Annotated in this window: 18 protein-coding genes; 12 read left to right on the forward strand and 6 right to left on the reverse strand. The window is 49.8% G+C overall.

The annotated features are described in order from the left end of the window. The first annotated feature begins 11 nt into the window (after positions 1-11). Positions 12-533 carry a YgjV family protein gene (locus PQQ36_RS05185; protein ID WP_060534664.1) on the forward strand — a complete coding sequence of 174 codons (522 nt, stop codon included), beginning with the start codon at positions 12-14 and terminating at the stop codon, positions 531-533. Here the strand turns inward: PQQ36_RS05185 and PQQ36_RS05190 are convergent. Further along, positions 509-1435, reverse strand: a complete 927-nt coding sequence (locus tag PQQ36_RS05190) for a LysR family transcriptional regulator (RefSeq protein WP_011152797.1) — start codon at positions 1433-1435, stop codon at positions 509-511. The two genes, PQQ36_RS05185 and PQQ36_RS05190, sit on opposite strands and share 25 nt — an antisense overlap. 118 nt (positions 1436-1553) lie before the next feature. Between PQQ36_RS05190 and PQQ36_RS05195 the strand changes: the two genes are divergently transcribed. From PQQ36_RS05195 to PQQ36_RS05205, 3 genes are read left to right on the forward strand one after another with little or no spacing between them, the layout of a single operon-like run. Beyond that, entirely contained in the window at positions 1554-2222 is a 669-nt protein-coding gene (locus PQQ36_RS05195) for an SDR family oxidoreductase (protein WP_043921190.1), read from the forward strand. A gap of 34 nt (positions 2223-2256) precedes the next feature. Then, complete coding sequence (locus tag PQQ36_RS05200) at positions 2257-2886, forward strand: GrxB family glutaredoxin (RefSeq protein ID WP_130246814.1); 630 nt, start codon at positions 2257-2259, stop codon at positions 2884-2886. A gap of 10 nt (positions 2887-2896) precedes the next feature. Beyond that, entirely contained in the window at positions 2897-3991 is a 1095-nt protein-coding gene (locus tag PQQ36_RS05205) for an alkene reductase (RefSeq protein ID WP_273660521.1), read from the forward strand. A 45-nt stretch (positions 3992-4036) separates the two neighbouring features. Here the strand turns inward: PQQ36_RS05205 and ulaG are convergent, their stop codons facing one another. Both ulaG and ulaR read right to left on the reverse strand, forming a co-directional pair. Next, positions 4037-5104 carry an L-ascorbate 6-phosphate lactonase gene (gene ulaG, locus PQQ36_RS05210; RefSeq protein WP_011081978.1) on the reverse strand — a complete coding sequence of 356 codons (1068 nt, stop codon included), beginning with the start codon at positions 5102-5104 and terminating at the stop codon, positions 4037-4039. A 122-nt stretch (positions 5105-5226) separates the two neighbouring features. Next, entirely contained in the window at positions 5227-5982 is a 756-nt protein-coding gene (gene ulaR / locus PQQ36_RS05215) for an HTH-type transcriptional regulator UlaR (RefSeq protein WP_011081979.1), read from the reverse strand. A 386-nt stretch (positions 5983-6368) separates the two neighbouring features. Here ulaR and PQQ36_RS05220 point away from each other — a divergent pair, with 386 nt between their 5' ends. From PQQ36_RS05220 to PQQ36_RS05250, 7 genes are all read left to right on the forward strand, one after another. Continuing rightward, positions 6369-8129 carry a PTS ascorbate-specific subunit IIBC gene (locus tag PQQ36_RS05220; RefSeq protein WP_011152803.1) on the forward strand — a complete coding sequence of 587 codons (1761 nt, stop codon included), beginning with the start codon at positions 6369-6371 and terminating at the stop codon, positions 8127-8129. 105 nt (positions 8130-8234) lie between these two features. Continuing rightward, positions 8235-8711: a PTS sugar transporter subunit IIA gene (locus PQQ36_RS05225; protein WP_011081981.1), complete on the forward strand. Its 477-nt coding sequence runs from the start codon at positions 8235-8237 to the stop codon at positions 8709-8711. Between the two features lie 9 nt (positions 8712-8720). Next, on the forward strand, positions 8721-9413 hold the full coding sequence (locus tag PQQ36_RS05230; protein WP_273660522.1) for an L-ribulose-5-phosphate 4-epimerase: 693 nt from the start codon (positions 8721-8723) through the stop codon (positions 9411-9413). Positions 9414-9417: 4 nt separating this feature from the next. After that, on the forward strand, positions 9418-10239 hold the full coding sequence (locus tag PQQ36_RS05235) for a Cof-type HAD-IIB family hydrolase (protein WP_273660523.1): 822 nt from the start codon (positions 9418-9420) through the stop codon (positions 10237-10239). A 5-nt stretch (positions 10240-10244) separates the two neighbouring features. Beyond that, complete coding sequence (locus PQQ36_RS05240) at positions 10245-10892, forward strand: 3-keto-L-gulonate-6-phosphate decarboxylase UlaD (protein ID WP_011081984.1); 648 nt, start codon at positions 10245-10247, stop codon at positions 10890-10892. A gap of 8 nt (positions 10893-10900) precedes the next feature. Beyond that, positions 10901-11782: an L-ribulose-5-phosphate 3-epimerase gene (locus PQQ36_RS05245; RefSeq protein WP_011152806.1), complete on the forward strand. Its 882-nt coding sequence runs from the start codon at positions 10901-10903 to the stop codon at positions 11780-11782. Positions 11783-12004: 222 nt separating this feature from the next. Continuing rightward, a complete protein-coding gene (locus tag PQQ36_RS05250) occupies positions 12005-12433 on the forward strand; it encodes a hypothetical protein (protein ID WP_040111258.1) in 429 nt (142 codons plus the stop codon). An 86-nt stretch (positions 12434-12519) separates the two neighbouring features. Here the strand turns inward: PQQ36_RS05250 and PQQ36_RS05255 are convergent, their stop codons facing one another. Next, positions 12520-13497, reverse strand: coding sequence for an arginine deiminase-related protein (locus tag PQQ36_RS05255; protein WP_015728428.1), 978 nt, complete (start codon positions 13495-13497; stop codon positions 12520-12522). A 335-nt stretch (positions 13498-13832) separates the two neighbouring features. Between PQQ36_RS05255 and PQQ36_RS05260 the strand changes: the two genes are divergently transcribed. Continuing rightward, entirely contained in the window at positions 13833-15692 is a 1860-nt protein-coding gene (locus tag PQQ36_RS05260; protein ID WP_273660524.1) for an ABC transporter ATP-binding protein, read from the forward strand. 68 nt (positions 15693-15760) lie between these two features. Here the strand turns inward: PQQ36_RS05260 and PQQ36_RS05265 are convergent, their stop codons facing one another. Beyond that, entirely contained in the window at positions 15761-17800 is a 2040-nt protein-coding gene (locus PQQ36_RS05265) for a polysaccharide lyase 8 family protein (protein ID WP_263158329.1), read from the reverse strand. 80 nt (positions 17801-17880) lie between these two features. Then, complete coding sequence (gene gnpA / locus PQQ36_RS05270) at positions 17881-20067, reverse strand: 1,3-beta-galactosyl-N-acetylhexosamine phosphorylase (protein WP_263158328.1); 2187 nt, start codon at positions 20065-20067, stop codon at positions 17881-17883. Positions 20068-20110 lie beyond the last annotated feature (43 nt).

Genomic DNA, 20110 nt, shown 5'->3' on the forward strand with positions numbered 1-20110 from the left:
AAGGAACCTAGATGGAAAACGGGTTAGCACAAGGCATTGGCGGCATCGCATTTTTGGTTGGCGTGATGGCCTTCTGGCAGAAAGATGACCTGCGCTTTCGCTATCAGATGATGGCGTTTTGCTTCATCATGGGCGTTCATTTCGCCTTACTGGGCGCAACGGTGGCGGCTATTGGCGTGGTCATTAATGGCATTCGCAGTTTCGCCTCAATCAAAACTCAATCACGCAAAGTGATGTGGTTCTTCATTGCTCTCATGTGGCTAATGACCCTGCCAAACATGAGCCACTTTTTTGAATTCATCACCGTGTTTGGTTCCTCCGTTGCCACTTGGGCACTGTTTTCCAAACAAGGCATCGCCCTGCGCAGCCTAATTTTATTCAACTCATTTTGTTGGGTGAGCCACAACCTTTGGCTTGGCTCGATTGGTGGCTCCTTGGTTGAGAGCACCTTTATCATCACCAACCTGTTCACCATTTATCGTTTGTTTCAACAGCGCACTGCCCAACGTCACGAGGCGGGAAATCGCGCTTGAAACTGCGCTAGCAAGAAATCAATAAACAATCGAATCCGCTTGGGTTGGTACTGGCGGCTAAGATAAATCACATTCAAATCCGCCCCAGCAGATGAGGTGGAAGCGTTGAAGTTTTTCATGTAACCGTTGAGCAGCGTGACAAGGCGCTGCTGCTCAATGTCATCTTGCACATCCAGCACGGACTTTAACGCAATGCCAGCACCATCCAGCGCCCATTGACGAATTACTTCCCCATCATCGGAAAAACGCTTCGGTACCACGGTAATCACATTGTGCTGATCGTGATCTTGAAAGTGCCAGGTTTTCATCTCTTCGTTGCTGCGCACCATGGCTAAACAGTCATGATGGGCGAGATCCTGCGGCGTCAATGGTGTGCCTTTTCTTGCCAAATAGGCCGGAGAAGCACACAACACACGGCGGCTCGACGCCAACTTACGCGAAATCAGGTTACTGTCGGCCAGTTCCCCATAGCGGATCACAATGTCCAAGCCAGATTCGGCTAAATTGGATAAGTTATCATTGAGGTAAAGGTAGGGCACAACTTGCGGATATTGCTGTGAAAAGGCAGAAATAATCGGGCTAATGTGCTGCTTTCCGATGTCCCTTGGGGCCGAGATTTTCAATGTGCCCCGCACTTCTTTACTGCCTGTTTGCAGCAGGTTTTCGGTCTCTATAACGCTATCGATAATGTCTAAGCAGGCTTGATGATACATCGCGCCAGAGTCGGTTAATGAAATATGACGAGTGCTGCGATTAAGCAGTTTTACCCCATAACGATCTTCCAAGGCTTGCAAGCGAGCGGTGACGGTGGCCGGCGATAAACCCAGTTCTCGACCTGCTGCAGCCAACCCTTTGTTTTTGACGATACTGACAAACAACGTCATATCGGAAAACTTATCCACGTCCTCTCCCTCACTCCAATTATTCAACTCAGATGAACAATGAATTCAAATATTAGCCAATTATCAAAATAAGTCTAATCAATATACTGAGCCCATCGAAACGAATGGGAGAACAATGATGGGATCAGACAAAACCGTTTATGTGGTGCTCGGTGGCACCTCCGGCATTGGCGCCGAGTTGGCAAAACAGCTGGAAAGTGATCACACCATCGTGCATGTCGCCAGCCGCCAAACTGGCCTCGACATCAGCGATGAAAAATCGGTGTATCACTACTTCGAAACTATCGGGGCTTTTGACCACCTAATCGTCACTGCGGGCTCATACGCGCCAGCAGGTAAGGTCGTGGATGTTGAAGTTACCCAAGCCAAATATGCCTTTGATACCAAATTCTGGGGTGCCGTGCTCGCTGCGAAACATGGCGCTCGCTACCTCAAACAAGGTGGCTCGATCACTCTCACCTCCGGCATGTTGTCACGCAAAGTGGTGGCGAACACCTATGTGAAAGCCGCCATCAATGCGGCCATTGAAGCCACAACGAAAGTCTTGGCAAAAGAACTGGCACCGATCCGCGTCAACGCCATCAGCCCCGGTTTAACCAAAACCGAGGCGTACAAAGGCATGAATGCCGACGACCGCGATGCCATGTATCAACGAACACAAAGCCATTTACCCGTTGGCAAAGTCGGTGAAGCCAGCGACATCGCGATGGCCTATCTGTTTGCCATTCAAAACAGCTATATGACCGGCACCGTCATTGATGTCGATGGCGGCGCACTGCTGGGTTAGGCCACATTCACTCAATATTCTTTAGGACACAAACATGAAACTCTATATCTATCAACACTGCCCATTTTGTGCTCGCGTTCGCTACGTGGCGGGCATGCTCAACATCCCACTTGAGATCATAAACCTCGCTTACGACGATGACACGACCACCAACGATCTGATTGGGGCTAAACAAGTGCCGCTGTTACTAAAAAATGACGGCCAAGCTCTCGCGGAAAGCTTGGACATCATCGCTTACTTTATCGAGCTCGCTCAATCGTCAGAAAGCCATCAACCGTCTGAATCGGTGCTGGATTGGCAGCGAAGCGCCTTTCTTCCACTGCAAAAAATCGGCTACCCACGTTGGTCACATATGGATTTGCCAGAGTTTGCCACTCAGTCTGCACGCCAAGCTTGGCGGATGAAAAAGGAAACTGACGCACTCAATTTTGATGCACTTCTGCAAGACACACCAAACATTGCCACAGAGGTAGAAGCGCTCATCGAACGTGCGAAAAGTGTGTTGAATCTCGATTCTTACCAGCACGCCACTTTGGTTGATGAGGCGATTGTGTTTTCTATTTTACGCGGCTTCTCCAGTGCCGCAGAAATCCAATGGGACAGCGTTGTGAAAGATTGGATGGAATCTGTCAGCGACAAAACCCACGTACCGCTACTTAAATAAGGAACCGATCATGAGCAAACTGTTTGAACCAACTCAATTAAAACACCTTGATCTGCAAAACCGTGTGGTGATGGCGCCGATGACCCGAGCCCGCACCAGTCAACCGGGTAATATTCCCAACGCAATGATGGCGACTTACTACAAGCAGCGCGCAAGCGCGGGATTGATCATCTCTGAAGCGACCCAGATTTCCGATGATTCACAAGGCTACTCGTTCACACCCGGCGTTTATACCGATGAACAAGTGGCCGGTTGGAAGAGTGTCACTCAAGCGGTGAAATCGCTAGGCGCCGCCATGTTCTGCCAGCTTTGGCATGTAGGCCGAGTATCGCACCCAGTGTTCCAAAAAGGTGAACAGCCCATCGCACCGTCTGCGCTTGCTCCGGTGGAGACTAAAGTGTGGATTGCCGATGAGCAAGGCAACGGCAATATGGTCGATTGCGTTGAGCCTCGAGCAATGTCCCAAGATGATATTGACCGTGTTGTTAGTGATTTTGCCTACGCCGCTAAACGCGCGATTGAAGCGGGTTTTGACGGGGTGGAGATCCACGGCGGCAACGGTTATTTGATTGACCAGTTTTTACGCACCAACTCCAACCACCGCGCAGACCAGTACGGCGGTTCACGCGAAAACCGCATTCGTTTTTTATTACAAGTGGTTGATGCAGTGAGCCAAGCCATCGGCGCCGACAAAGTAGGGGTCAGGCTCGCACCCTTTATCACTTTTAAAGACATGAACTGCCCCGTCATCGTGCCGACCATTCTTGAAGCCTCAAAACAACTGCAAGCTCGTGATATCGCTTATCTGCATCTTTCTGAAGCGGATTGGGAAGATGCACCCGAGATTCCAGAAAGTTTCCGCATAGAACTGCGCGAATACTTCACCAACACCATCATCGTTGCGGGCAGCTACACCCAAGCAAGAGCCGATGAGGTACTTGAGAAAGGCTATGCGGATTTAGTGGCCTTTGGCCGCCCCTTTGTCTCTAACCCAGATTTGGTGGCACGCTTAAAGCACCAACAACCTCTGGCAGAACTGGATGGAGCAACCCTGTTTGGCGGCGATGAACGAGGTTATACAGATTACACCGCTTTGCATGTGTGAGTGAACGAAAAGGGAGATGTGGCCATCTCCCTTTGTTTGTATTGCTTAGAGGAACGCTTTGTAAGGCAGCTCAGGTTCATTTTTAAAGATGTCACTGAAGCCACGGAAGTGTTGGTAATGCATACGGCCTTTATCGGTTGGGAAGGTGTACTTACCACCGACTTGCCAGAAAAACGGCGCAAACTTGTATTGTAAGCGGTCTTTTTTCATGTTCCATAGCACTTCAATCTCACGCGGATCGTTCTGGAAGTTTGCCCAAATATCGTGATGGAATGGCACCACGACTTCACAATCTAACGACTCCGCTGCACGTAGAATATCGGATGAGGTCATTTTGTCGGTCACACCACGTGGGTTTTCACCAAAAGACAATAAAGCCACATCGATTTGGTATTCATTGCCGTGCGCTGCGTAGTAGTTGGAGTAATGAGAGTCACCCGAGTGGTAAACGGAGCCACCGCTGGTTTCAATCAGGTAGTTCACCGCACGTTTATCCATTCCATCTAAGATCTCTTTATCGTAAGAAGAGACGCCTTCAGGAAGGGTCACAAGTGCTGTGCGGTCAAACGAATCGAGGATACGAATTTTCATATCGCCCACTTCAAGCACATCGCCGACTTTGGCCACGATACAGCGATCTTCTGGCACGCCCCATCCCATCCAAAGATCAACACACGCTTGCGGGCCGATAAACTTCACGTGTTCACCACAGTTTTGCAGCACCGCCGCCGCGACATTCACGTCAATATGATCACCATGATCATGAGATGCCAACACGGCATCAATCTCTTTAATCGCAAAAGGATCAAGCGGGAAGATTGCTGTACGTAAGTTCGGTTGCAGTGCTTCCACGCCTCCCATGCGCATCATTTGGTGCTGGTTTTTCATAAAGGCGTTCTTTTGCGTTTTTTTGCCCGTTCCACACCAAAAATCGATGGAAATATTCGTGTTACCCTCACTTTTCAACCAGATACCAGTACAACCCAGCCACCACATGGAGAATGTATTCGGCTCTACTACTGTATTTTCGATCTCTTCGTTCAGCCAAGTTCCCCATTCAGGAAAGGTACTTAGGATCCATGACTCGCGTGTAATTTCATTTACTTTACTCATAGCAACACCTTCTTGTTTCACAACTTTTATTAAATTTAGGATGTAGGGAGCCAAGCGCCTTAATGGTGATTAAGGCACTGAGCAGAATTGTGTTCGTGATTTGAGAAAGAAACGAGGTCGCGTTACACCAAAATGACCTTCGTCCCTTTTGCTTCTATCGCTTTGATGACATCGGGATTCGCGCTTTTACCGGTGATCAAAATGTCAATTTTCTCTGCTGGGCAGAACAGCATGCCTGTACGCTGCCCCACTTTCGAGCTATCGACCACCACCACTAACTTGTCGATTTGCTCTAGCATTTGTTGCTCTGCGACCGCGGTCAGCATATCGGCTTTGTATAACCCCGCTTCCGTCAGGCCTTTACCAGACGTAAACATCCAGTTGCCCGCATAACCGCCTAACGAGTTCGGCGCAGGATTAAGAAAGATGTTTTGCGAGCGATTGTATTGGCCACCAATGATGATCACGTCGTCATGATCTTCGTTGATTAAATAGCTGGCCAAAGGAAAGTAGTTCGTCACAATTTGCACATCCTGACCACAGAGCCTTTGCCCAAGCAGGAATGCCGTCGAACCGCAGTTGATCACCACACTGTCGCCCGGTTGGCAGAGCTCCGCCGCTTGCATGGCAATGAGCGACTTTTCTTCATAATGCTCAGTGCTATTGATGTTCAGTGGTGACCACTTTCTCTTTTTCGCTTCAACACGCTCTGCGCCATTACGTACTTTGCGTAACTTGCCTAGCTCATCTAACTTCGAAATGTCGCGTCGCGCCGTCGCTGGCGACACATTAAAACGTTCAATGATGTGCGCAACGTTAATCGTCTGATTTTCTTCAAGCAGAGAGAGAATGCCGTTGTGCCTTTGCACTTCATTCATAACTATCACCTTATTCAATTCAAATTCACCGAAATGTCTATCTAGTGATTACATGGTGATTACCTGTGATTTATTTTGATTCTATTAATCACGCTCTTGATTGTCAAATCAAGGTATTCATAAAATCTCGAATTCATCACAAATTTTATTAAGTTACTGTATTTAAAGGAATTTGTGTTTTTCAGCGTGATCGAAATACCATTTATTGTCTTTTCCAAGCGGCGAAATTGACAAAAATCAAAATAATCACAAATGAGCATTGCATGATTACTTTTGATTGTTAAAGTTTATTTCGTGAGCAATAACTGAGTAGATTCTTACCCTACAAAGGAATCCTCTCTGACCTACAAACGATTACAAATACAAATCCACCAAGGGGTAAAGATATGGAGTTCTTATACGACATCTTCTATATTTTTTACAGCCAAGTCATGACCAAAGCCCCGTTGCTACTGGGCTTAGTGACATTAATTGGCTACTGGCTGCTAAGAAGAGACACCACCACCATCATCAAAGGTTCGATCAAAACGATCGTCGGTTTCATGCTGGTTCAAGTTGGGGCGGGTACCCTCGTCGCTGGCTTTAAACCTGTGATTTCCAAACTTTCTGAGTTTCATGGACTAACGGGTTCTGTCATCGATCCCTACACATCGATGATGTCCACCATGGAAACCATGGGCGACAACTATTCTTGGGTTGGCTACACGGTGCTGCTTGCACTGGGTATCAACATTCTTTTAGTGCTGTTCCGTCGCTACACGGGGATCCGCACCATCATGCTGACTGGTCACATCATGTTCCAGCAAGCGGGCTTGATTGCGGTGTTCTACTTTGTGCTTGGTACAAGCATGTGGGAAACCATCATCTACTCGGCAGTGCTGATGGCGCTCTACTGGGGGATTTCATCCAACATCATGTTTAAACCCACGGAGGAAGTGACGGGTGGCGCAGGCTTCTCGATTGGTCACCAACAACAAGTGGCCTCTTGGATCGCCACCAAAGTGGCCCCCAAACTGGGTGACAAAAATGACAGCGTCGATCATCTAGAACTGCCGAAATGGCTGCACATTTTCCACGACAGTATCGCGGCAACCGCTATCGTCATGACCGTCTTCTTCGGCATCATTTTATTGTCTTTTGGTTTGGATAACCTGCAAGCCATGGCGGGCGGCACCCACTGGAGCATCTACATTCTCGAAACCGGTTTGAAATTTGCGGTTGCTATTCAAGTCATCGTTGCAGGTGTGCGCATGTTCGTGGCGGAGCTGTCTGAAGCGTTTAAAGGCATTTCTGAACGGGTCATCCCCAATGCCGTACTGGCGATTGACTGTGCTGCTATTTACGCCTTCTCTCCTAACGCGATGGTGTTTGGTTTCATGTGGGGTGCCGTAGGTCAATTTACCGCCGTGCTGGCCATGTTGGCCTTCGATGCGCCTATCATGATCATCCCAGGCTTTATCCCAATGTTCTTCTCCAACGCGACCATCGGTGTTTTTGCCAACCACTTCGGTGGCTGGAAAGCGGTGATGAAGATCTGTTTCGTGATGGGCATTATCGAAGTCGTCGGCTCCGCTTGGGCTATCCACCTCTTTAACCAACAAGGCACCGAATTCAACGGTTGGATGGGGATGGCAGACTGGGCACTGGTCTTCCCACCGATCATGCAAGGTCTCTCTGCATCAAAAATGTTCTTCTTTGTCTTGGTTGGCCTCTCTCTGGTTTATATGTTCTTTGCATCACGCAAGCTGCGCGCAGAAGAAGATGCGCAAGGCACGGTCGTGGTCAGTGAAGAGCCTGACGTCATTGAAGCGGTAGAACAAGCCATCAAAGCCAGTGATGGTGTACGCCCGGTCAGCATTCTTGCGGTGTGTGGTAACGGTCAAGGCTCCTCGATGATGATGAAGATGAAGATCGGCAAATATCTAGAGAAAAAAGGCATTCCTCATGTGATGGATTCATGCGCCGTCTCTGACTACAAGTCGAAACTGGCCAGCACCGACATCATCGTCTCCTCTAAGCACTTGTCTGCTGAGATGGAACCTGGCGAAGGCAAATTTGTTCTTGGGGTGCAAAACATGCTGAACCCGAATTCGTTTGGCGATGAGCTGCTCGACATCATCAACAAGAACTTTGTCTCGGCTAAATAACCCTAATGACTCAATAAGCTTTAGTTACTTAATAAGCTTAGTTACTCAATTACTTATAACAAACGAGGTGCCAGTAAAGCTGGCACCCAACCTGGAGATAGAACAATGGGATTAAAACAATCACTGATCGAGAACAACTCAATCAAGTTGCAAGCACAAGCGTCTAACTGGCGCGACGCGATCAAGATTGGCACAGATATGCTGATTGCCTCTGGCGCGATTGAGCCTTGCTACCATGACGCGATCATCAGCAGCGTTGAAGAGCTCGGCCCTTACATCTGCATCGCGCCTAACCTCGCCTTGCCACACGCACGTCCAGAAAACGGCGTAAATCGCACCGCTTTCGCACTCGTGACCCTAGAAACACCCATCTACTTCGAAGGTGAAGACGAACCTGTCGATGTGCTGATCACTCTCGCGGGCAGCTCTTCTGACGAACACATGGAAGGGCTAATGGAAGTGACCCAGGTCTTGGATGACGAAGAGAGCGACACTGGCGTTGATCTGGATAAACTTCGCCGCTGCCGCAGCCTCAGCGATGTCTTCAACGTCATAGATGACGCTCTGGCTATGACAGCCTAAGGAGGAATCATGTATAGCGAACTGAAACAACGCGTGCTCGAAGCCAACCTCAAACTGCCCAAATACGGTTTGGTCACTTTTACTTGGGGCAATGTCTCTGAGATTGACCGTGAACGCGGCGTGATCGCGATTAAGCCATCAGGCGTTGAGTATGAGGGAATGCGGGTAGAGCACATCGTTGTTGTTGATCTCGATGGCAACATCATTGAGGGCAACCTGAACCCATCCAGCGATACCGCGACGCATCTCGAAATCTACAAAGCGTTTCCAGACGTTGGCGGCGTGGTTCATACCCACTCACGCAGCGCAACGATTTGGGCACAAGCAGGGATCGACATTCCGGCACTCGGTACCACTCATGCCGACTATTTTTATGGCGACATTCCTTGCACGCGAAAACTGTCGCAAAGCGAGATTGCGCAAGAGTACGAGAAGAATACCGGGTTAGTGATTGTGGAAGAGTTTCGTCATCGTCGCATCGATCCAGTGGCTGTCCCAAGCGTGATTGTCGCAGGTCATGCACCTTTCTCTTGGGGTAGCAATGCCGATGATGCGGTGCACAACGCAGTGGTACTGGAAGAGATTTCGGCCATGGCTCTCGCCACTCGCTCGCTCAACAGCGGCATCAAGATCCAGCCAGAACTGTCAGACAAACATTACCTGCGTAAGCACGGTGAAAATGCCTACTACGGACAGAGGTAACAAGATGTACAAAGTGCTTGCGTTAGATTTAGACGGAACCGTGCTCACCGATGATCACAGCATTCATCCGGAAGTAAAAAGCGCGATTATGGAGGCAAAACATAAGTGTCACGTGCTGATCGTTACTGGACGCCATCATACTGCGGCGCGTCCGTACTACGATGAACTGGGCTTGACCACGCCGATCATCTGCTGCAACGGCACTTATGTCTATGACTACCACAATGACCAAGTATTGAAACACAACTCAATCAACAAAGAAGACGCACTGACCTTCATCGCGCTGGCGAAAGAGTTTCAGGTCAAGATGGTGATGTACGTGACCGATGCGATGACCTACTCCAACTACAACCCTATTCACTATATGGAAGCGTTGGAAAAGTGGGCCAAAACGGCCCCGATACACCACCAGCCGAAGATCTACAAAATCGACTCATTCAGCGATCAAGTTCGTGACACGGAATATGTCTGGAAATTTGTGGTGGAAGGGCTGCCAAGCTCGGTTGAACGCTTACTCGAGAACCCATGGGTCAACGCAAAATTTAACGGCGAACGCTCTTGGTCGAATCGCATCGACTTTGCAGCAAAAGGCAACAGCAAAGGCTTAAGACTGGCGGAATACGTTTCTGAGCTGGGTTATCACCCGAATCATGTCATTGCCGTGGGGGATAACCACAATGATATTTCCATGCTCCGTTACGCCGGATTAGGCGTTGCCATGAATAACGCAGACGAGACGGTGCGTGCTAACGCTCGCTTGGTTTGCGAAACCGATAACAACCATGACGGATTAGCCCGTCTGATACGTGAAAAAATTCAAGGATAAGCACCATGACTAAACCAATGATCCAAATCGCCCTCGATCAAACCAATCTTACCGATGCCATTGCCGTGGCGAGCAACGTTCACAGCTATGTCGATGTGATTGAAGTCGGCACCATTTTAGCGTTTGCCGAAGGGATGAACGCCGTATCGACATTGCGTGAGAACCACCCGGATCACATTCTGGTCTGCGACATGAAAACCACTGACGGCGGCGCAATTTTGGCTCGCATGGCCTTTGAAGCCGGAGCCGATTGGATAACGGTTTCAGCAGCGGCGCACATTGCGACGATTGAAGCGTGTAAAAAAGTCGCCGACGAGTTCAATGGTGAAATCCAAATTGAGATCTATGGCAACTGGACCATGCAAGATGCGCAAGCGTGGGTAGATCTTGGTATCACTCAAGCGATTTACCACCGCTCTCGCGACGCTGAACTGGCCGGCGTGGGTTGGACAGAAGCCGACCTCAATAAAATGAGACAGCTTTCTCAACTGGGCCTTGAGCTTTCGATTACTGGCGGCATCGTGCCTGAAGATATCTACCTGTTTGAAGGCATCAAAGCAAAAACCTTTATTGCTGGGCGTGCACTCGCAGGCGAACAAGGTCAGCAAACCGCAGAAGCACTCAAAGCACAAATCAACCGCTATTGGAATTAGGGGGAGGTATGTATCAGAACTTACAACGCCACCGCGTCGGTTTATATGAAAAAGCGCTGCCAAACTCGTTGAGCTGGGAAGAAAAACTCAGCGTCACCAAAGAGCTTGGTTTTGACTTTCTCGAGATTTCTGTGGATGAATCGGACGAACGACGCAGCCGCCTTGATTGGGATGACGCCACTGTCTACGCATTGCGTCACCAATGCGAACGCTACGGACTGCCGCTGCATTCCATGTGTTTAAGCGCGCACCGCAAGTTTCCATTTGGCTCGGCCGACGCAAAAATCCGTGAGCAAGCGTTGCTGCACATGGAAAAAGCCATTGCATTGGCTTATAAGCTCGGCATTCGCACTATTCAGTTGGCGGGTTACGACGTTTACTACGAACCGGCGAATCGAGCTACCCATCTGCGCTTTATTGAGGGGATGAAACTGGCAGCCAAACTGGCTGAGCGAGCTGGCGTGATGCTGGCGGTTGAAATCATGGATACCGACTACCTGAATTCACTCAGCAAGTTTGAGGTGCTCAATCGTGAAGTAAACTCACCGTATTTCACCGCTTATCCGGATGTCGGCAACATCTCGGGCTGGAACTACGATGTGTGTACCGAGCTGAAACTGAGTAAGCCCCACATTACACAAATCCATCTCAAAGATACGCACCGCGTGACGCCTGACTCGCAAGGGCAGTTCAGAGACTTAGTGATTGGAGATGGCGAAGTGAACTTTGATGCGATCTTTAAAACCTTAAAAGAGACCGACTGTGTGGTGCCATTGGTGATAGAAATGTGGGCGCAAGACGAAGATTGGCGTGCGCACATTCATACTGCGCAGCAACGCTTAAACCGAGCTTGTGACCACGCAGATTTACCTCGGTTGTTTGCCGCTTAGTTCAACGCCACAAACGGCGGCAAAAATCATCTCAAAAGACCAACAGACCCTAATATCGTTTTTCTGTTTCGGCGTTCATGGAGTGAGCGCCGATTTTTCCCACTCTGGGAACGTGCAGTTTTGCCCCCCGTAGAAAACTGCACTCTTTCATCTGATTGGTTGACTTACTATTTTGCTTAGCGCACAGTGGCGATCACGCCTTATGAAACTCTGTTGATTTTAATGAAATTACTCCATCTACAACTGTTCTGGTACGAAAAACATCACACCTTATTGGAGATGGAAGACCTCCCCATTCTTACCCCTGCGCAAGAAAAAGAGCTGCGTGAGTGGGCGAAAACTCGCCGCAAAATTCTGAGCTATGAAGTGCATCAACACGCTTGGTTAAAAGTGAATGTCGACGGCTTTTCTTCCACATTACATCTCAGACCCAATGGCACGTTGGTGGAAAAAGATCTCTTCAGTGAAAAAGCCCTTCAGGGACTTTGGAAAGTCATAGACGGTTTTTTGTTTATCAAGGTGATCAGTGGCGAGTTTATTGTCGAGTATCAAATCGTAGGAAACAAAGAGCAGAACATTCACTGCGGCATTGAATACATTAATGGCAAAGTCAGCACATACAGCAAATTTGCCCAAATCATGAGTGCGTAAACAATCCCTTCCTAAGAAAAAAGGGAGATGTAGCCATCTCCCTTTTTCGCTCATGATAACGTGTATTTCATGGCGGAACAGCGTCGTTACAACACCGCTTTGCGTTTGGGTAAAAAGACTTCCCCAAGCATGCAGCGTACTGAACCGCCGCCAATGTCTTCAATGGTCGTCACGTCAAACGGCAGCAGCTTACCGTGCGTTGCCAGTTGATTGCGCTGCGCTTCTGAAAACGCATCATAAGCCGATTGCGACATGGCGATCACTTTGCTGCCATTGACGGTTTCCAATTGCAGTATGTTGCCGCAAAAACGGTTCATCTGCTCAATAGAAATGGAGATCACCTGCTTGTCTTTGGCCAGTGATTTCAATACGAAACGACGCTCAAATTCCGGGATCACTTCATCGCAAATCACACAAAATTGCTCACCAATCGCCATCATTACGTTGGTGTGGTAAATCGGTTTTCCCGATGGCAACAGGGTTTGGAAGGAGATCACACGCTCGTAACCGATGCGTTTGGCGTACTCTTCCAATACGAGGCGATCACAACGCTGCGACAATGCGGCATAAATGGTGCGATTCAGATGGTCAATCACCATCACGCCTGTGCTTTCTAAGAACGCCTCTTCCGTCACGTAATCGGTCAACGAATCTTGGCGATGCACTTCGCGGCCAGCAGCCGTCAGTGCTTCAATCAAAGCTTGTGGGCGCACTTCTTCGCGGCGGTTTTCACACGCCATCGGGAAGGTATAAAAGCCCCCTTCCGCCGTGGTGCTAAACCAGTTGTTGGGGAATACCGCATCGGGGGTCGCAATGTCCGATTCAGGGTAGTCAAACTCGACCACTTGCACCCCTTCCTGACGAAGTTTGCTCACCATTGCTCGGAACTCGGCCAATGTTTTGCTTCTCACCTCTTCCTGAGAGAGGGCGATCTGATTCTGAAATTCGTTGTCACGCGCGGTTTCTTCATTAAAGCGAAACTCTTTTGGCGGCACCATTACCACACAGTCTGCATTTTGGGTCGCATCAAGCTGAGGTCGTATTGTCTCATTCGGTAACAGCATCTGTTCATTCCTTATCACTAGATAAGGCAGATTGTAAATTTATTGTTAACTCTGTTTTTACTGAATTTTAGCTTTCCCGATACAGGGAAAAGTAATAATTGCTGCATAAAAGGCATTTGTCAGCAATTCTTATGGTCACCATTGCTATATATTGCAACTTCACTGCACACTTCATTGCAATAAGGCTGAGAAATCCCTCAGGATATGCCGCAAAGTGATAACCAACTGGTTACATTTAGCCCATCAATCCGTTAGACTACTTTTCGCCCTTCCACCACTTCTTTTTTTACCCGCACCTTCTGGCAGTGTGGGCGTTGTTATTTTTAGGAAGCGTTATGTTTAAACGATTTGAAAGTTTTACCAATCCGTTTCCGGCCGGAACGCCGGAACAACCACCTGAAGGGTTACTGGCTTTTTGCCGCCACTACACTCGTGGGTTTGAAAAACCGCTGATTTTGATGTCACTGCTGTCCACCATCGTCGCGATTGTCGAGGTGTCGCTGTTTGGTGCCATGGGACAACTTGTCGACTGGCTGAGCAACAGCGATCCACAAACCTTCCTTGAGCAAAACCAAAGTGAGCTGATTTATTACGGCGTGATACTTTTAGTGGTGATGCCAACCCTGATCGTTGGCTACTCACTGCTGGTGCATCAAAGTCTGCTGGGCAACTACCCGATGTCGATCCGCTGGTTGGCGCACCGCTATTTGCTTAATCAAAGCTTGAACTTCTATCAAGATGATTTTGCCGGGCGTGTCGCCACCAAAGTGATGCAGACCTCGTTGGCGGTGCGTGAATCGGTGATGAAAACCATGGACGTGTTTGTTTATGTGTCGGTCTATTTCACCAGCATCATTGTGATGCTCGCGGCGGCCGACTGGCGTTTGATGGTGCCGATGGTGATTTGGCTGCTGATCTACATCGGCATTCAAGTTTACTTTGTCCCTAAGCTCAAAGATGTCGCTTCAGCGCAAGCAGATGCCCGCTCTACCATGACCGGTCGCATTGTCGACAGCTACACCAATATCCAAACGGTGAAACTGTTTTCGCACAGCAAACGCGAGACCGAGTATGCCGAAAGCGGCATGCGCGAGTTCTTAGACACGGTTCATCGCCAAATGCGCTTGGTAACCGGCTTCAATATCGCGGTGCAGGTGACCAACTATGTGCTGGTGTTTTCGATTGGCGCGCTCTCCATCCACCTTTGGTTAGGCGGTGCGATCAGCATTGGCGCGATTGCCATTGCCGTGAGCTTAGCGTTGCGTATCAATGGAATGTCGATGTGGATCATGTGGGAAGTGGGTTCACTGTTTGAAAACATGGGCACGGTGGTCGATGGCATGAAAACGCTGTCCAAACCGATTGATATTCAAGACAAACCACAAGCCACTGAGCTCGTGGTGAAGCAGGGCGGCATTGAGTTTGACGACGTGAGTTTCCACTACGGTGAAAACAAAGGCGTGATTAACCATCTCAATTTGCACATCAAACCGGGTGAGAAAATTGGCCTAGTGGGGCGCTCTGGCGCGGGCAAATCAACGCTGGTTAACCTACTGCTGCGTTTCCACGATGTGGAGAGCGGCAAGATCAAGATCGACGGCCAAACCATCTCTGAGGTGACGCAAGATTCGCTGCGTGCGCAAATTGGTATGGTGACGCAAGACACCTCACTGCTGCACCGCTCGATTCGCGAGAACATTCTTTATGGTAATCCGGATGCCAGCGAAGAAGAGCTGTTGCGCGCCACTAAGCAAGCACACGCGCATGAGTTTATCGAAACCCTCACCGACCCGTTTGGCAACGTCGGCTACGATGCGCAAGTGGGTGAGCGCGGGGTGAAACTCTCGGGAGGTCAACGTCAGCGCATTGCGATTTCTCGCGTGCTGCTCAAAGACGCACCACTTTTGGTGCTGGATGAAGCGACCTCAGCCCTCGACTCGGAAGTGGAAGCGGCCATTCAAGAAAGCTTGAACGAGCTGATGCAAGGCAAAACCGTGATTGCGATTGCTCACCGCTTGTCGACCATTGCACAGATGGATCGCCTGATCGTGCTGGATAAGGGCAATATTGTTGAGCAAGGCTCGCACCAAAAACTGCTGCAAAACAACGGTATTTATGCGCAGTTGTGGGCACACCAAACCGGCGGCTTTCTTGCCGACGACTGCCCAGAAATGGAAGAGAGCCAAATCGCTTAATCGCCGTTAAATACCATCAAATCAACGCCCTGTTCATCACAGGGCGTTTTTTTTGTCTGGTTTTCGGTTCAGCTATCGCGTGCCATACTCGGTTCCGCTTCGATATCCACCAGCACGCTTTCGCCCAACTTATCAGGCAGCGCCGAGGTTTCGATGGTCACTGCGAACGCTTGACCGCCTTGATGCAAGGTGATCTGCACCTTGTCGGCTCTGCCCGGCGTCGACAGAGCCAAACGAAAGCCAACCGATGTGCGCTCACAAAGTAGCAAACAGGGTTTGTCCGCTTCCAACGCAAAAGCGGGTTGATGAGCGAAGCTTGCCAGCTCTAGGCGGCCGGCTTGGCGAAACACACAGCCGACTTCATGACGAAACTGAACCGCTTGCAACTGAGGCAAATTACGCAGCACTTGCGCTTCGGGTTGAGCGGCATACTGTTGGGTTTTCGCCAGTGTCGCTCCCGGTAACAGTGTGTAGTGATAGCCGGCGTCGTGCGGCTGTACGCCATGTTCAATCCACAGGCTAAACACCTTGCCAGCAACTTTTTCATCACTCAAATGCGCATTAATTTTCTGCCAACTGCCCTGTTGTTCATCGCAACGCAAATACGCCTTACCCTCGCCAAGCAGATAACCGACATTGGCATGATGAAGCCAACCTTGAACGGCAACAGCATCACACCGCTCCACCCCATTCTCATTCTGGTGAAAAACAGGCGTTTGCGCATGGCATTGATTGATAGCGGTGACGATGGGGCTTTGATGTTCAGAACGAATGCCAGCCCCCAGCGCCACAATGGCGTCGCCACAGAAAAACCACGATTTCAAACCCTGAGTTTGCTGAACATCCAACTCAAAGCTGGCGATCCCCCATCGACCATTGCTGACGCCGCCAGTCCACTCGGTGTTTTGCTCGATGCGCCCCCATTCGTGCGCGGGCATGGCCACGCTGGGCGAGGTAACCCCAGGGATTTTTGCCCAATCCCAGTAAGGATAAATATCGTGGTATTCGTCGCCCGTCACGCTGATGTTCATGCTGCCAAAACCGAGCCAGAAACCAAGTAAGTTCTCTTGATTGCCTGTTTCAATCGGCTTGGTGCGGCGCGAATTGTTTTTCACCGTCACCGAAAAGCGATGGTTCACCATGGCAGAATAGTCTGAGCGCCAAAAATGTTTAAACCCCGCAAAGGGATACGCACGGCCATCAAGGTGCGCGAGGTAACTTTCGAGTGGCAAGCGATGTTGAGGAAACAGCGCCATCAGCATGGTCACTTGCGCTTTCAAAGACGCGCGACTGTGCGGTTTCTCCAAATCAGGCTTGGCGATGGCTCGGCCACACACGTTGTAATCCCAGCGCCCGGTACGCGTCATCCACATCGAACCTTGTAAGAAATAGCTGAGCAGTAAACGTTGTTGATCACTTGAAAAGCGAAAGCAGGTATCAGCCGCCGCATACACCCACGGCAAAGCGACATTTAGGAAAGATTCACCATAACCGCCGTTCTGTAATTGCGGCCCATGCTGTTGGTAAGAGAAATCGGCTTGTATGCCCTCCTCTTGCGTCAACACGATAGTGTCAGCGATAGCGGCCATGGCTTGGGCAAAGCGAGTTTGATTGTTTTCAAGCAATGCACGATACGCCACTCCATTCGCCAGATCGGCTTTGTTCGCCCCCGTCATGCTCGCTTGGGCGGGCAGATCATCCATCAATTTTTGCTGCAATGCTGGCGAGAGCGCATTGCTGAGCAGCAAAGCAATCGGCCCCAGCAGCCGCTGTTTGCCAATTTGATTCCACCACCAGTTCCAGTGGGTCGGATTATGTCGATACCAGTGCGCCAACGCTTGTTCAATCGTTTCCAAAATCGAGGCACAAGGTCGTTGGTAGTGTTGGCAAGCGAGCAGCAATACGCGCTGCAAATAGGCAAAAATACGCTCTCCGTCTTGCTCAGCGTCTGCAAGCGGCGCATCGAGCCAGCCTGTTTGGCGAGAAAATGCGTTTTGGTATTGAGCGATGGTTTGATGCCAATCGTGCTCGTGCAGCATGCCCCTTTGTAGCTCGACGATGGATTGTGACAGTTTGCTGCGGATCTGCATCAAATGTTGCGAGTGCATGATGCGAATCATCTCCTTGGTGAGTCTATCGGAATGAAAAGAAGGTGCTTTGACAGCACCTTCTACCTTCTTTGCTTGGTTTAGTTATCGAACCAACACCATTCATAGGGTTTCAGCGTTATCGATTGTGGCTCACCATCGGTGTTCAATACCGTCACCTGCTGAGTCGCATCAGTAAAGTTCACCGCTGTCGCTTTGTTGGTTTGCGGGTAGAACGCTACATCAACATAAGGGTTATTGGACAGCCAGGCATGTGCCGTTTCTTCCTGCTGCGTTAGCCACAACAAAATGTGTTGCAACAGGCGGGCATTTTCCATGCTAAATGGCAGATTCCCCAAGTACACCGCGCGGCCAGAGCCATAGCCACGTGCCGTCAACGCCAAATGTTGCCCTTGCGCAGCCAGAACGGTGAGGTCTTGCGCTTGCGGGTACACATAGCTTGGGTTACCGAAGTCTTCATCGCCCTGAATAAACTGGCTGAGGTAGTGATGCTTTTCGATCTGCAACGGCATCGCCACACGCCCCATGGTCAAAGAGGTCTCTTTCTCTAACCCAAACACATCCCCCAGCTGGAAATAGCGGCCATTTTTTTGCCACGCCGAAGGGTCGGACACGCCAAGTAGACCGCCGCCTTCTGCGACAAACCGACGCAGTTTCACGATAACATTATGATCATCCCAACACTCGCCACCACTCCAAGCCGAGTTGGCATCGCCGGTGTTAATGATCACTTTGATGTCTGGATCGATGCCCTTCTCAGCGATGTCATCGAAGCTAATGAACTCCACCTCAAATGGCAGACCAGACAAACACTCCAGCAAGTTATTGCCGACCAGCTCCATCACATCAGGGCGTGGTGGCACATAAAAGCGCTGGTCTCGTGCTTGGTTCTGCAGCCAACTGCGCGCCGTTCCCCAAGCGCTCAACACCGCCACTTTGCCCGGCAGTTTTTGCGATTCACTGCGTTGCGTGTTGTCAAGATACTCACCGAACTGACGAGAAATATCCGTCACATGGTCGATAAAGTGCGGGAACTGGTTTGCAAGTGACAAATAGCCCCCATAGCCAATGCGATCCAACGGTTTTTGCAACATCGCGCGACGAATCTTGGTCCAGTTCGACATCGATTCCACCACAGGATCGTTGCCCTCGCGGAACACATCAGGGAAGAAATAGGGATAAAAACGTGCTTCTCGAATTTGATCGCCACCGGAATCGGTTAAACGGCGCAGCGCCACACCATCTTCCACCGCACCAACATTAATATCGATGCCAATCTTCTGATAACTTTCAAGAAACGGCTCGGTGCCAATCCAGTGATCGCCTTGGAACATCGCGGTTTTCTTGCCCGCTTGGTGCGCCATGCTGACCAACTCTGCAGCAAATTCGACCACGAAATCTTGCACGAAAGTCATCCAATCGCGGTACTGCTGAGAAGGCACTTTATAGGTACCGTTGTAGTAACCCGCATCAACAAAGTCTTCCGGAGAAAGCTTGTAGCCAAAGCGTTGTTCAAAATCTTCTAATGCGCGTGGGCTAACCGTTTCGCCATAGCCGGTCCAATCGCGATAGATGTCTTGATTCTTCTCACCGGTATCGATCACGAACAGGAAGGCGAAGGTGGTAAAACGCACCACGGTGGTGTTTGGGTGCGTCTCCAACCAGTGGGCAAAGTGCTGCAATAGATGCGCGCGACATTCTGGGTGGTACGGGTCAAGGCTCTTGATGCGCGGCCCTTTCCAATCGTTGGTCAGCGCGTTGTACATCGACACGCTGTCCCACACTTGGCGCGCCATGAAAGTGATGGTGTATTCGTGGTATGGGATCGCATCTTCAATATCAATACGCTGATATTGTGCGTCAAAGGTCCACTTATCCGTCGGGATCACTTTGTTCAAAGTGCGATTTCGCACTTCCCACCACTGTTTTGGATCGCTGTCATCGTCCAGTTCATACTTGTCTTTGCTGTAACCATCGAGTGGAAAAATCGCCACGCGATCACTCATCGCGGTGACAGGGAATGACATCAAGTATTTACGGTGTAGGTATTCTGGATGTTGATTGGCATACGCTTGATCCGCACGCACCAAACACATTACAGAATAGATATCGCTGTCTTGCTCGGCCAATGAATCTGGCATGGTTGTACCATCGCTATCGCGCAGTGCATCGGCTTGCCAGCGCTGATATAAATCCAGCACGACGTCTTCCTGTCCTTCTTCAACAGGCAGGGTCATATGACCTTTACGAGAGGCAAATTGGGTCATGATAGGCTCCAAAAAGTTGGGATAGACGGGGGAAAAGGCTCCC

Origin of the sequence: Vibrio sp. CCUG 15886 (assembly GCF_028570825.1) — a bacterium.
GTDB lineage: Bacteria > Pseudomonadota > Gammaproteobacteria > Enterobacterales > Vibrionaceae > Vibrio > Vibrio vulnificus_B.

What these genes read in the sequence shown, in the direction of transcription:
- PQQ36_RS05185 (WP_060534664.1), top strand. Translation starts at nt 12, where the DNA reads ATGGAAAACGGGTTAGCACAAGGCATTGGCGGCATCGCATTTTTGGTT.
- PQQ36_RS05195 (WP_043921190.1), top strand. Translation starts at nt 1,554, where the DNA reads ATGGGATCAGACAAAACCGTTTATGTGGTGCTCGGTGGCACCTCCGGC.
- PQQ36_RS05200 (WP_130246814.1), top strand. Translation starts at nt 2,257, where the DNA reads ATGAAACTCTATATCTATCAACACTGCCCATTTTGTGCTCGCGTTCGC.
- PQQ36_RS05205 (WP_273660521.1), top strand. Translation starts at nt 2,897, where the DNA reads ATGAGCAAACTGTTTGAACCAACTCAATTAAAACACCTTGATCTGCAA.
- ulaG (WP_011081978.1), bottom strand. Translation starts at nt 5,104, where the DNA reads ATGAGTAAAGTAAATGAAATTACACGCGAGTCATGGATCCTAAGTACC.
- ulaR (WP_011081979.1), bottom strand. Translation starts at nt 5,982, where the DNA reads ATGAATGAAGTGCAAAGGCACAACGGCATTCTCTCTCTGCTTGAAGAA.
- PQQ36_RS05220 (WP_011152803.1), top strand. Translation starts at nt 6,369, where the DNA reads ATGGAGTTCTTATACGACATCTTCTATATTTTTTACAGCCAAGTCATG.
- PQQ36_RS05225 (WP_011081981.1), top strand. Translation starts at nt 8,235, where the DNA reads ATGGGATTAAAACAATCACTGATCGAGAACAACTCAATCAAGTTGCAA.
- PQQ36_RS05230 (WP_273660522.1), top strand. Translation starts at nt 8,721, where the DNA reads ATGTATAGCGAACTGAAACAACGCGTGCTCGAAGCCAACCTCAAACTG.
- PQQ36_RS05235 (WP_273660523.1), top strand. Translation starts at nt 9,418, where the DNA reads ATGTACAAAGTGCTTGCGTTAGATTTAGACGGAACCGTGCTCACCGAT.
- PQQ36_RS05240 (WP_011081984.1), top strand. Translation starts at nt 10,245, where the DNA reads ATGACTAAACCAATGATCCAAATCGCCCTCGATCAAACCAATCTTACC.
- PQQ36_RS05245 (WP_011152806.1), top strand. Translation starts at nt 10,901, where the DNA reads ATGTATCAGAACTTACAACGCCACCGCGTCGGTTTATATGAAAAAGCG.
- PQQ36_RS05250 (WP_040111258.1), top strand. Translation starts at nt 12,005, where the DNA reads ATGAAATTACTCCATCTACAACTGTTCTGGTACGAAAAACATCACACC.
- PQQ36_RS05255 (WP_015728428.1), bottom strand. Translation starts at nt 13,497, where the DNA reads ATGCTGTTACCGAATGAGACAATACGACCTCAGCTTGATGCGACCCAA.
- PQQ36_RS05260 (WP_273660524.1), top strand. Translation starts at nt 13,833, where the DNA reads ATGTTTAAACGATTTGAAAGTTTTACCAATCCGTTTCCGGCCGGAACG.
- PQQ36_RS05265 (WP_263158329.1), bottom strand. Translation starts at nt 17,800, where the DNA reads ATGCACTCGCAACATTTGATGCAGATCCGCAGCAAACTGTCACAATCC.
- gnpA (WP_263158328.1), bottom strand. Translation starts at nt 20,067, where the DNA reads ATGACCCAATTTGCCTCTCGTAAAGGTCATATGACCCTGCCTGTTGAA.